Source organism: Catenovulum sp. 2E275, from assembly GCF_025515275.1.
Taxonomy (GTDB): domain Bacteria; phylum Pseudomonadota; class Gammaproteobacteria; order Enterobacterales; family Alteromonadaceae; genus Catenovulum.
Genome location: NZ_JAOPFU010000023.1, coordinates 47,368 through 59,681 on the forward strand (window position 1 = coordinate 47,368; position 12,314 = coordinate 59,681).

Annotated in this window: 10 protein-coding genes and 1 pseudogene; 1 reads left to right on the plus strand and 10 read right to left on the minus strand. The window is 37.1% G+C overall.

Features of this window, described 5'->3' with window-relative positions; all coding sequences use genetic code 11:
- Positions 1-70: 70 nt before the first annotated feature.
- From N7931_RS11835 to N7931_RS11850, 4 genes are all read right to left on the minus strand, one after another.
- A complete protein-coding gene (locus N7931_RS11835) occupies positions 71-445 on the minus strand; it encodes a DUF3630 family protein (protein ID WP_262794306.1) in 375 nt (124 codons plus the stop codon).
- Entirely contained in the window at positions 433-1,866 is a 1,434-nt protein-coding gene (locus tag N7931_RS11840) for a protein adenylyltransferase SelO (RefSeq protein WP_262794307.1), read from the minus strand. Before N7931_RS11840 ends, N7931_RS11835 begins: the two co-directional genes overlap by 13 nt.
- 57 nt (positions 1,867-1,923) lie before the next feature.
- On the minus strand, positions 1,924-2,835 hold the full coding sequence (gene ilvY, locus N7931_RS11845; protein ID WP_262794308.1) for an HTH-type transcriptional activator IlvY: 912 nt from the start codon (positions 2,833-2,835) through the stop codon (positions 1,924-1,926).
- Between the two features lie 99 nt (positions 2,836-2,934).
- Positions 2,935-5,016, minus strand: a complete 2,082-nt coding sequence (locus N7931_RS11850; RefSeq protein WP_262794309.1) for a YjbH domain-containing protein — start codon at positions 5,014-5,016, stop codon at positions 2,935-2,937.
- 279 nt (positions 5,017-5,295) lie between these two features.
- On the opposite strand from N7931_RS11850, the gene ilvC reads away from it, so the two are divergent.
- Complete coding sequence (ilvC, locus tag N7931_RS11855; protein WP_262794310.1) at positions 5,296-6,786, plus strand: ketol-acid reductoisomerase; 1,491 nt, start codon at positions 5,296-5,298, stop codon at positions 6,784-6,786.
- A 146-nt stretch (positions 6,787-6,932) separates the two neighbouring features.
- Here ilvC and N7931_RS11860 read toward each other — a convergent pair whose 3' ends face one another.
- The 6 genes and pseudogenes from N7931_RS11860 to cpsB form a co-directional block, all read right to left on the minus strand.
- A complete protein-coding gene (locus N7931_RS11860) occupies positions 6,933-7,868 on the minus strand; it encodes a hypothetical protein (RefSeq protein WP_262794312.1) in 936 nt (311 codons plus the stop codon).
- 157 nt (positions 7,869-8,025) lie between these two features.
- A complete protein-coding gene (locus N7931_RS11865) occupies positions 8,026-8,343 on the minus strand; it encodes a ComEA family DNA-binding protein (RefSeq protein ID WP_262794314.1) in 318 nt (105 codons plus the stop codon).
- A 68-nt stretch (positions 8,344-8,411) separates the two neighbouring features.
- Positions 8,412-9,785 carry a hypothetical protein gene (locus N7931_RS11870; RefSeq protein WP_262794315.1) on the minus strand — a complete coding sequence of 458 codons (1,374 nt, stop codon included), beginning with the start codon at positions 9,783-9,785 and terminating at the stop codon, positions 8,412-8,414.
- A 7-nt stretch (positions 9,786-9,792) separates the two neighbouring features.
- Positions 9,793-10,713 carry a lipoprotein NlpI gene (gene nlpI / locus N7931_RS11875; RefSeq protein ID WP_262794316.1) on the minus strand — a complete coding sequence of 307 codons (921 nt, stop codon included), beginning with the start codon at positions 10,711-10,713 and terminating at the stop codon, positions 9,793-9,795.
- Between the two features lie 147 nt (positions 10,714-10,860).
- Positions 10,861-12,027 carry a nucleotide sugar dehydrogenase gene (locus N7931_RS11880; protein ID WP_262794318.1) on the minus strand — a complete coding sequence of 389 codons (1,167 nt, stop codon included), beginning with the start codon at positions 12,025-12,027 and terminating at the stop codon, positions 10,861-10,863.
- 104 nt (positions 12,028-12,131) lie between these two features.
- Positions 12,132-12,314 (minus strand): annotated as a pseudogene (cpsB, locus tag N7931_RS11885) (mannose-1-phosphate guanylyltransferase/mannose-6-phosphate isomerase); the annotation flags it as partial.

Sequence of the window (12,314 nt, forward strand, 5' to 3'; positions counted from 1 at the left end):
AATAACCACATTTACAAAGTATCCCCGTACTACTTCAATCGCATTTAAGGCAGCACGGGTATATTAAACACTATACAGTTTTTGAATTTAAATAATCCAGTAGCCAAAGAGCAAAACTGGCATTTTTTGGTTTATTTTTTGGATTATTGTCTGAACAGATTAAGTTTTGTTCAAAATTTAATCCGTCATCATATTCAAACCAACAAGACTCAGATAAACTTTCAACATGAAAATAAAAATATACCTGATCTAACGATAGCCGCCAACTTACCCGATCTGCTCCGGTAATACACTCCAAAATAGTAAACTGATAAGTATTCAGCCAATGATTAAATAAGGTTTCAATTTTTTCCCACTCAGGCCAGCTTTGAAGCTGCCCGATTAAAATATTTGACCCTTGTTCTTGCTGTGCAACTTGCAGCTCAAATTGAATTAACTGCTGCATGATATTTCCAACTGCTGCGCCCACTGAGGCGCATTATCAGCAAAATGCTGTTTATCTTTTTGCGTGGTAAAAGGATTTTTAAGTAACTCAAATAATTCATTTACCTGCGAAAAATCTCCTTTTTCAGCAGCCTCAATTGCATTTTGAGCTAAATAATTGCGCAAAATATAGTTAGGATTGACTTTTTGCATACATTTAAAGCGCTCATCAGCCGAGATATCTTGCTGATTAACCCGGCGTAAATAAGCATTAATCCACGCCATATTTTGCTCTGTTGCGCCAAACCAAGCCATTAATTCAGCTTGCTCATCTGTTTCGGATAACAGGCGAAAGGTATTGGTAAAATCCAGTTGATGTTGTTGCATTAAATCAAGCAACTGACCTAATAACGGTTGATCTTGTGGTTGCCAGTCAGTTAATCCTAATTTTTGCTGCATTAAATCTCGGTAATGCACTAAAAACTCGGGTTCATATTCCTGTAAGGCTGCTTTTAATTCATCTATTGATAAAATGCCTGAAAAAGCATGTGCTAAACAATTTAAATTCCAAAGCCCAATGCTTGGTTGGCGATTAAAAGCATAACGCCCTGAATGATCGGAATGATTACAAATAAAGTTCTCTTGGTATGCATCTAAAAAAGCATAAGGACCAAAATCAAAAGTAATGCCCAAAATAGACATATTGTCTGAATTCATTACCCCATGACAAAAACCATAAGCTTGCCATTTAGCAATTAATTGAGCAGTGCGGATTACAATTTGTCTGAAAAAAGCCAGTTCCGGCTTAGGCTCAGCCAAGCATTCTGTAAAATAATGCGCAATGCAAAAATCTACTAGCTTTTTAAGCTCATCGGTTTGTTTACTATGAAATAAATATTCAAAATGGCCAAAGCGGATATGTGAACGGCAAACTCTGGTGCAAATAGCAGCTTGTTCTTGAGTTTCCCGGTAGACTGGATTTTCACCCACTGTCAGCGCTAATGCCCGACTACTCGGAATGCCCAAATAATGCAGCGCTTCACAGGCTAAAAATTCTCGAATTGACGAGCGCAATACAGCTCTACCATCACCACCACGGGAATAGGGGGTTGGACCAGCCCCTTTCAAATGTAAATCCCAATTTAAGCCATCTTCAGCAATCACTTCGCCTAATAATAAGCCTCTGCCATCACCTAAATCAGGATTATAATAACCAAATTGATGACCAGTATATTTTTGCGCAAGTGGCTGCATACCCTCAATTACCGCCTGACCAGAAAATACTTGAAGAAAATCAGCGTCACGGATTCTCTGCTCAGATAAACCTAAAAAGTTAGCCAGTTCTTGATTTTTGCACACTAGCATAGGGTTAGCTAAAGCCATTGGCATTTGGCTATGGTAGTGATTAGGAAATGTTTGATAATAAAGGTTATTAAAATGCATAGGCGGCTGATAAATTATGGATGAAAAATATAAATTTTAAATTCACGAAATTGACGTTTATGAAGCTTGATATTGACTTAACTCACTGCCAATGCTGATAACTTCCTGCCAAAAAGCAGCAACCAAAGGCTCAACTAAATGTTTGTGCAAACAACAAACGCCCAGTTCAAATGGCTCAAGATCGGCGCCCGCTTCTAGTTTTTTTACCTTATCACGCACAGGGCTATTTGCAATCACAATGTCTGGTGCAAGCCCAATTCCGCATCCTAAAGCGACCATAGAAACAATCGCCTCATGACCTGCGACTGTGGCATAAATATTCGGTTTAATATGATGCGCTCTAAACCATTTGTCGCTACGGCTGCGAGTTAATCCGGCATCGGCCATAATAAATGGAATACTCTGCCAGTCTGGCGCTTGCGATGATAATTTACGACCGATCTCACAATCGGAACTCGGCCCGATTAAGGAAAAAGGAATATTATCTATCGTATGAAATGCCATATTATTAGCTAAATGCTCAGGCCGCGCAGATAGGGCAATATCCACCGAACCATCGGCAATTTTGTGCATAGCTAAAGACGCAGCTCCGGTCTCCAGCAATATTTCAATATTAGGATAAGTTTGGCTCACCCTGGCTAAAATTGGTGGAATATGTGAATAACAAGCAGTGACAGAACAAAAAACTTTTAGCTGACCTTTTAACGCTTTACCTGTAGTTTGTGTATCTTGTTTAAAGCTTTGCCAAGCATCTAACGTTTGTCTGGCAAATGCCAAAAATTGCATGCCAGCTTCGGTTAATACAACACTGCGGTTATCTCTTTCAAGTAATACACAACCGGCTTCATCTTCCAGTCTTTTTATCATCCGACTCAAGGTTGGTGCACTGGTATGCATAGCTTCAGCTGTTTTTGCAAAATGCAGCGTTTCACTTAAATGAATAAAACATCTTAATGATTTAAGCTCCATTGCTAGCCTCTACGCATAATTTGACAGGAAAATTAATAAAACAACTGGCGGGAAATAAAGTTGTGTGAGCCTAAGTTGGCCCACACAGTTAATTTACAATTATCTCAATTCAAAATAAGCGCTTCTTAATCTATCCTGATTCTGATAAATATAACTTAAACCACTGCGATCAAAGTTATTAAAGTGATTGCTTAAATTGTAGAAGTTTCTCGCTTCATCCGCCAAACCAAAAGTTAAACCGTTATGCTCTTCACCAACTAAGGTATGAAGCACATAGCTCCAATCCGCTCGGCCTCGGATATTAATATAACGAGAATTAAAGTCTTTACGTGGCCCTAGTGGCACAGTAAACCCTATACCGACTTGTTTCTGATAATCATCTTCGTAATTAAATGCGCTTAAACCAGATAACGCACCTTTGGTCGCTTTAAAAGAAAAGTTCACTTCAACATCATCAAAGTGACGACTTGCGATTAAATGCCAGCCTTTATCACCAGACCAGTATTTACCATATTTAATGAGGAAACTGGAATCTAAATCAGAAGAATAATATCTGTATTTGGCCACCTGTACTTTTCTGTCACTACCCTGGGGCATTTTTCGATAGCATTGAATTAGCATTGTATTAGGGTCATTCACACAATTTCGGTCCCAACCCCAGACCTCTTCACCATCAAATTTATAATCACCTGCATACACCGAAACACGATGAGCACCATTGTTGCTTATCCAATCAGCTTCAATACTGGTTTGTATAAAGTCTTGATCAAACTGGCCATAATTAAATAAAACTCGGCTATTATAAGGTAAGTTAAACGCTTGGTGGAAAGTGGCATTTAATAAAGCTGAATCCGGTTGGCGACCACTGGCAAACGCACGGCCATCTCTGTAGTCTTCAGATTCAAATAACTGATTAATATGCAATGCAGTGAAAGCAGCGCCTTTCCATAAAGGAATTTCGGCATGCGTTGCTAGCGCAACCGAATAATCAAGCATACCCACTTCAGTACCTACGGTACTATTAATATGAGGGTATAAAGTAAGCCTAGGTTTTAATAAAAAGCTGTCTTCATTCTCATACCAATTTACATCAGCTGCATAAGCTTGTGTTTTCAGTTTTAAACTATCACCTTTTAAGAAAGCTCGGTATTGAGCTAAGTTGCCGGAAATAGAATCTACAACCATCCCAGTTTGAGTAATTCGTACAGTAAAATCAGTCACTTGTTCAGGTGAGTATTGGCTAATTAAACCTAAAACCACACCATAAGTGTCAATTAAATTGGTTGTATAAACAGAGTTTTCAACCTCAATAACAATATGACTTGGTGTTGCCAAACCAATTTTAAAATCTTCAAAATCACGTCTGACTAACGCTTTATTTAATAAGTTTAAATTTTGAGCTATATCCGAGTTTTGTACTTTTTGGGCTGGTGTTGTCACTATATTTAGCTGAGCAGGCTCTATGTCATCTGCTTGTCGTTGCAAAGGGAAATTAAGGCCAACAGAATAGAATCTTTCATCGCCTAAGCCTTCATCACTGGCTCCCAGCATCACTTTTGAAATAACCTGAGTACCGCCTAACCAAGCTTTAGGCGTCGCAAGCTCAACCCCATAGTTTGTACTACTAGCATCATATTCCGCTACCAATGCACCCCATTCATAAGGTTGCCATTTTATTGCAGCAAAAGTGCCATCGATTCTGTCTAGCGCTGAGTCACTTTTCCCCATACCAGCCGAGATATCTAAGTTATAATCAGCAAAATATTTAGAGGCAACAATAAAACGAGCATCATAGTGATTAGCTGCACCACCTAAATCTTGAACCCCTACAGCTAACTTAAACCAGTCATCTGGAATAAAAGGAATTTGAACTTTTATATTTGCAGATAAGTCTGAACTGCCGTCTGTATCATCCTCATAAGCCGATATGCGGGTCGATAATTCAACACTTTGCCAAAGTGAAACCCCAAATTGAAAATTAGGGGTATCCCGATACTGACCACCTTTTTCAGTTAGGTTACTCTTAATAACGCTGCCGTAGCCCTCTTGTAGAGTAAAAGCGGTAGGCACATTAAAATAACCACCATAGCCATTTAATGAAGGCTGCACAACAGGCTGCTCACTTGCTTGAACAAACCCAGAAGCCAAAAGCAGGCTAATCCCTGTAGATAATAAACGCATATCTCACCAATTTATTTATATAATTTGAAAAACCGTATTTAACAGTAATTATAACCTGAACCTGTATTTGAACTAAACGACTAATTTTCATTCGGTTAAGATAACTTTGGATTAAGTATTTCATTTAATGAAATACTGTTTTTTAAATATATCACTTTAAGCAATACGGACAATACGGTAGAGTATTGCGCAATTGTTTTAGCTACACTTTGAAAGTTAAAGTATTTAGCTAAAATTAAACCACTAATGTATTTAAAAACAATCTGTTAAGGATTAATCATGGGTCAAAATTATTTTAATACGCTTAGTATGGCTGAAAAGCTAGAGCAGTTAGGTAAATGTCGTTTTATGGACCGTAGCGAATTCGCAAACGGTTGTGAAGCATTAAAAGGCAAAAAAGTTGTTATCGTAGGTTGTGGTGCTCAAGGTTTAAACCAAGGTTTAAACATGCGCGACTCTGGTTTAGACATTTCTTATGCTTTGCGTGAATCTGCAATTGAAGCTAAGCGTCAATCTTGGAAAAACGCTACTGAAAACGGCTTCACTGTTGGTACTTACGAAGAGTTAATTCCGACTGCTGATTTAGTATGTAACTTAACACCAGACAAACAACACACTGCGGTTGTTGGTGCAGTAATGCCATTAATGAAACAAGGCGCAACTTTAGCTTACTCTCACGGTTTCAACATTGTTGAAGAAGGCATGCAAATTCGTGATGATATCACTGTTATCATGTGTGCACCTAAGTGTCCTGGTTCTGAAGTACGTGAAGAATACAAGCGTGGTTTTGGTGTTCCTACACTTATCGCAGTTCACCCAGCTAACGATCCGCAAGGACACGGTTTAGAGTGGGCAAAAGCTTATGCTTCTGCAACTGGTGGTGATCGTGCAGGTGTACTTGAGTCTTCATTTGTTGCTGAAGTTAAGTCTGACTTAATGGGTGAGCAAACTATCCTGTGTGGTATGTTACAAACTGGCGCTATCTTAGGTTACGAAAAAATGATCGCTGATGGTGTTGATGCTGGTTACGCTTCTAAATTAATCCAATATGGTTGGGAAACTATCACTGAAGCGCTTAAATACGGCGGCATCACAGGTATGATGGACAGACTTTCTAACCCTGCTAAAATCGAATGTTTTGCACTTGCTGGTGAGTTAAAAGAGACTTTGCGTCCTTTATTCCGCAAGCACATGGATGACATCATTACCGGTCACTTCTCTAAAACTATGATGGAAGACTGGGCAAACGATGATGTGAACTTATTAAAATGGCGTGCTGAAACTGCTGAAACTGCTTTCGAAAAATCATCTTCTCAAGAAGCGTCTATTGATGAGCAAGAATACTTCGACAACAACATCTTATTCGTTGCTATGGTAAAAGCGGGTGTTGAATTAGCATTCGAAGCTATGACTGAAGTAGGCATTATCGAAGAGTCAGCATATTACGAGTCTCTACATGAAACTCCGTTAATCGCTAATACGATTGCGCGTAAGAAATTGTATGAAATGAATGTAGTCATTTCTGATACAGCTGAGTATGGTTGTTACTTATTCGCTCACGCAGCTGTTCCATTATTAAAAGACTTCGTAAATAACTTAGACAGCGCATTTATTGGTCAATACAAAGCACCTAAGTCTAACTCTGTAGACAACGCGCTATTAGTACGTGTTAACGACGAAATCCGTAACCACCCTGTTGAGTGGGTTGGTCAAGAATTACGTGGTTATATGACAGACATGAAAGCAATCGTCGATAAAAACGAAATCTAGAAACTTTTCTGTTATATAAGTTTAATTAAAAAAACCGGCTCTAATGCCGGTTTTTTTGTATTTATAGTGTTATGAACTTTAAAAATCTTTAGGCAAAAAAAATCCCCGCTGAGCGAGGATTTTTAAACTTAATAAATTCAGAACTCTTAGTTTAAACCACCAGAGTTTGAACCAGAACCAGTACCAGTACCAGTACCAGTTAAATCTTCACCATTATATTCAAATTCAGGTGCTTCAAAATCTAAAGAAGAGTCAATTTCTTTCGCTTTTTCTTGTCCTGCAACAATAGCTTCTGAGGCTGTATTTAAAGCAGCTTGAGCTTCTTCTTGAGTTGTTGCTGTCGCAACATTATTAACAGCAGTAGCTAAGCCACTAATAAGTGAACCAACTGTTTGACCAGCTGTAAGTTTAGCGAATGAAGCATTAAATGCTGATAATTTTTTCAATGCAGCTGACTGAGTTGCACCTAAGTTATTACCTGCAACTAAATTAAGAGAAAAAACATCTAGGCCATTTTGCTCACTATCAGATAAACCTAGTAAATCAAATATTACTTTATTTAATCGAGCTTTGTTTGCTTGGCTATTGCTTTGGAAACTTGGGTTTTGTCGTACAATTGTAGCAGCAATCGTGCTAATTACGTTAGCTTGAGTTGTGCTAGTAGCTTGACCATTCTCAACATAAGCAACAGTAGATAATGTTACGCCTTCAGCAGGTACATCCTCACCAACAGCGTATTGATTGTCCACACCACAACCTGCCGGGATATCACATACAAAGAATGAGTTAGCATTACCAACTACATCAATAATAACAGAGTTACTTACATCTGCATTGAAGCTGTATTGACCTTGAGCATTTGTAGGAATCTGAGTAGCGATTGCTGTATTAAGATCATCAACTTCATAAGCTGATACATCAGCATCTTTTAATGGGCCTTTAATAGCAGAACCACTAAACGCAACATTCATAGAAGGGTCAGTAAAAACAGCATCACCATCACCGATAAAGTTACAACCAGTTAAGGCAAATGAACCAGCTAAAGCTAGTGATAAAGCAGTGTGCTTAAATGTTAATTTCATTTTTCAGCTTCCTTGTATTTTGAGATCTGAAAGAGAGTTAATTTAGTCTGATTAGAAAACAGTTTTACTAAATTTGCAAGTGTCTTTTTTGTGACGGCTATGCCACATGAAAAATCAAGGCATATTGTATCTATTCTATACAAAACCGCAATCTAGTTTATTGACCAAGTTCAAATTTTTCAATAAGTCGAGCAAGAGTTTTTTTGCCAATCCCTTTAATTGACTTTAACTGGTCTACATTTTTAATCATCCCATTAGCCGTTCTATAATCAAGTATAGCTTGAGCTTTAGATTTCCCTAACCCCTTAACTTCGAGAAGCTGTTCTAATGTAGCGTCGTTAATATTAATTTTAGACTGTGGCGTTACGTCCGAGGCAACAGGATGAGTATTGATAGATTCTTCTTTAGCTTGTAAGTGAACATTAACAGAAAGTAAACTAATCAGTAATGTGAGAGGTAATAATATACGTTTCATATCCTTAGTCCTTATCCATTTATAATAAACATTTTCAAACTTAGTCAAAGGCTTAACTTGCTGCCAGTTTAAAGAATTATTTTTTTATATAATTTTGGAATATAAAACGCATGATTCTGCATAAATGTTGCTTTAAATACAGGTTTTACCGAAATAACCCCCATCTCATTACAAGTATGAGCCGGATAAAACCCTATACCCTGCTCTTTTTCTGCTAATTTTAATTTAAAACCCTGTTTTGTTTGGATAATCCAATCTTGAGGATTTTTTATATAGTTAAACCAAGGGATATTTGTTCTCATCCAATTTAATAAGTCTGATTTATGTTTAAAATAATAATCCATCTGAAAAATAATTAAGTTTTGGGCTAATACGTTACCAACCTCATTTTTTGCAATAAAACATCTCTGTTGTGCTTTTGCCTGATTAAGTTGATATTCATCTTCAAACCCTAACCAATGAGCTAACTCATGCCCCATAACTTGCGAGTTAAAACTAGATGGCAAATATATCCGGTTGCCCTGGCGGTATGCCCGCGTTAAACCTGACAGTTCAATTAACCAATATTGCTGAGTAAAATCTAGCGATTCAGCATTTTGTAATTGTTTATCTGAGAGCTGATTTGACCAATGCTCCGCAATAATACAAAAGCCTGATTCCCTAAAAAAATTTAAATCTAAAAGAGTCCCTAATGTTATTTTTAGTTTATTTAACTGGCTGTAATTAGAAGTAATTAATTGAATCGGTCGTGCGCATTGAATATCTGTTGAAAATTCTGCGTTTATAACTTCACCTAACGAGTTAAAGTAATAGAATAAGTCATTTTGAGTAAAAGATAGCGCGGCTTGATTGTGTTCAATCAAGGTGTTCCATTCACTTTTTGGGTAACCCTGTTTAATTAAAAATTTAGCGTATTCAAATCGATATGCATTTATATTATTTAATGCTAAAGCTTGTTGATAATTAAGTTTCGCAGCTTTGGTTGAGGTATTTTCATAATGCTTAGCCAGCTGAATATTGGCTTTGCTCGCTTCATCAGGTTTATCCACCCCGCTCGCAATTTTTTTTAACCAATACACTTTATAATACTGATTTTTACTCAGCTGAGCTAAATAAAACTGGCTAGGTATATGATTAAAATTAGCCCAATGCAAAATCAAACTTTGCGGTAATTGAGCTGTGGCTAAATCAGTCCAGTGATGATTCTGATTATTTAATGCGGTTAATAAATTTTGCGCCCAACTTAATTGTTTGGCTTTATCCTGCTTTAAATACCAACTTAACTCTTGCTGCGTTAATTTAAGGGGATTATTTAAACTGCGCTTGGCAATGTTTTCAATAAATTGATTGTTTGAATGATAAAAGAGAGCATAAGCTAAACTGCTGGTTAGCAAACCAACCAGCAACATTGCCAACAGTTTAAACTTGACTGATGCTTTCACAACAATATTAACGGGATAAACGTTGTAACTCTAAATGAGCGTATCTGTATTCAACAAATTCAAACACAGCCGTTTTTAAAGCAGCATTAAAATAGTCTGCTGCCTGCATTTTTTTGCCTTGTGCAGCTAATTGCTTAGCAATATAAAAATAGGCTTCACATAAATTTTGGTTGATACTCTGGTTGATATTTTGTGCTGAATTTTCGTTTTTTTGACTATACATGACAGCTTGTTCAAGTAATTGTTCGGCGGTTAGCTGGCCTTTTACATACAATGCAATTTGAGTACCCCAACTATCATCAGGCAACTGCGTTATCTGACGGTTTAATTGCTCAATGGCCGCTGCGGGATCATAACTTGATTTTGCAAAATACCACCAGATAACCCGAAACGCATCTTGCGGATTAAACCGATAAAAGGATTCAAAATCTTTCTCCGCCAGTTTTGCTCTGTCACCATAATATAATGCAATAGCGCGGTTTAAATAAGCAAACTCATGTTGAGAGTCTAATTCAATCACTGCATCAAATGATTCGTATGAACGGCTATATTCAGTTTGTCGTAAATAATAAACGCCCAACATATTATAAGCTTCGGCTAAATCAGGCTTGAGTTCTATTGCGTATAAAAAATCAAAATAAGCTAAGTGCATTAAACCTAGCATATCGTAGGTTAAACCTCTTTGTAGATATAACTCAGCTTGCTGATCTGGCGCAAATTCAGGATCTTCAATTAAGTCAGATAATCGTTTAACGGCGATCTGCTGCGCTGTTGTATCGGATGCTGGTTCTATTAACTCTAATAAAGGTACTGCTGTATGGGTTGTGGAGTGAGTTGCACAACCACTATTTATCCACACTAAACTAAATAACAAACCAATTTTGAAATAATTAGAAAAAAGACGCGATGTGTTAGTCAGATAATTCATCAGTGTTTCTTGTTTTAATGTTGGCCAGATATTTTGAGTGTGCCAGAGTAAATTTAAATTGAGAAGTTTTATTGATATAAAAAGTAAAAAGCCTGTAAATATTTAAATTTACAGGCTTGATAAAATAATTTGATGGTCGACTAAAAATTAATCTGAACCAAATAAATCTCGGGTATAAACTTTTTCAGCAACGTCTTCCAATACATCGGCCATACGGTTAGAGACAATCACATCTGACATAGCTTTAAACTCTTCCAAATCACGAATCACTCTTGAGTTAAAAAAGTCTTCTTCTTTTAACACAGGTTCGTAAATTACAACTTCAATCCCTTTAGCTTTGATACGCTTCATAATTCCTTGGATAGAAGAGGCACGGAAATTATCAGAACCCGCTTTCATAATTAAGCGATAAACCCCAACTACTTTTGGTTGACGTTTAATAATAGAGTCCGCCACGAAGTCTTTACGGGTAGTATTAGCGTCTACAATCGCACCAATAATGTTATTGGGTACTTGATTATAATTGGCTAATAACTGTTTGGTGTCTTTAGGTAAGCAATAACCGCCATACCCAAATGATGGATTGTTATAGTGATTGCCAATTCTTGGATCTAAACTCACCCCTTCAATAATCTGGCGACTGTCTAAACCATGTACTTCGGCATAAGTGTCGAGCTCATTAAAATAAGAAACTCGCATTGCTAAATAAGTATTAGAGAATAATTTAACCGCTTCAGCTTCAGTTGAGTCAGTAAATAAAATATCAATTTCTTCTTTAATCGCACCTTGTGCTAATAAATCGGCAAATACTTTAGCTCGCTCTGAACGTTCACCCACAATAATACGTGACGGATATAAATTATCGTATAATGCTTTGCCTTCTCTTAAAAATTCAGGTGAAAATAAAATATTATTTGAGCCGGTTTCTTCACTGATTTGTTTGGTGTAACCCACAGGCACTGTCGATTTAATAATCATGGTTGCATTTGGGTTGATGCGCATTACGTCTTTAATAACAGCTTCAACTGAGCGGGTATTAAAATAGTTAGTTTGCGGATCATAATCCGTTGGGGTTGCAATAATCACAAACTCTGCATCTGTGTATGCTTCCGCCGGATCTAAAGTTGCTCTAAAATTTAATGTTTTAGTCGCTAAATATTCTTGAATATAGTCATCTTCAATCGGTGATTTTTTATCATTTAATAAATCTACTTTTTCCTGAACTATATCAACCGCAACCACTTCGTTATGTTGTGCTAATAATACCGCGTTAGAAATACCTACATAGCCGGTTCCCGCCACTGCAATTTTCATGGCTATTCTCCTTAAAAATTATCAATCTGTATAACAAACAGGTGTGAATCTTATAATCTGTTTGAATTTTTATTTTTCAATTTTAATCATTAAAAGCTTAAAAACTAAGCTCTGCCGTATCTGTCTTCAAAACGGACAATGTCATCTTCACCTAAATACGAGCCTGACTGCACTTCTATTAATTCCAAAGGCACTTTACCTGGGTTTTCCAACGCATGGATAACACCAACCGGTATATAAGTTGATTGGTTTTCTGTCAGTAAAATTTCATTTTCACCATTGGTCAC

Coding starts and splice junctions, on each gene's coding strand:
- ilvC (WP_262794310.1), top strand. CDS start 5,296: ATGGGTCAAAATTATTTTAATACGCTTAGTATGGCTGAAAAGCTAGAG.
- N7931_RS11840 (WP_262794307.1), bottom strand. CDS start 1,866: ATGCATTTTAATAACCTTTATTATCAAACATTTCCTAATCACTACCAT.
- N7931_RS11835 (WP_262794306.1), bottom strand. CDS start 445: ATGCAGCAGTTAATTCAATTTGAGCTGCAAGTTGCACAGCAAGAACAA.
- N7931_RS11865 (WP_262794314.1), bottom strand. CDS start 8,343: ATGAAACGTATATTATTACCTCTCACATTACTGATTAGTTTACTTTCT.
- ilvY (WP_262794308.1), bottom strand. CDS start 2,835: ATGGAGCTTAAATCATTAAGATGTTTTATTCATTTAAGTGAAACGCTG.
- N7931_RS11880 (WP_262794318.1), bottom strand. CDS start 12,027: ATGAAAATTGCAGTGGCGGGAACCGGCTATGTAGGTATTTCTAACGCG.
- N7931_RS11850 (WP_262794309.1), bottom strand. CDS start 5,016: ATGCGTTTATTATCTACAGGGATTAGCCTGCTTTTGGCTTCTGGGTTT.
- nlpI (WP_262794316.1), bottom strand. CDS start 10,713: ATGAATTATCTGACTAACACATCGCGTCTTTTTTCTAATTATTTCAAA.
- N7931_RS11860 (WP_262794312.1), bottom strand. CDS start 7,868: ATGAAATTAACATTTAAGCACACTGCTTTATCACTAGCTTTAGCTGGT.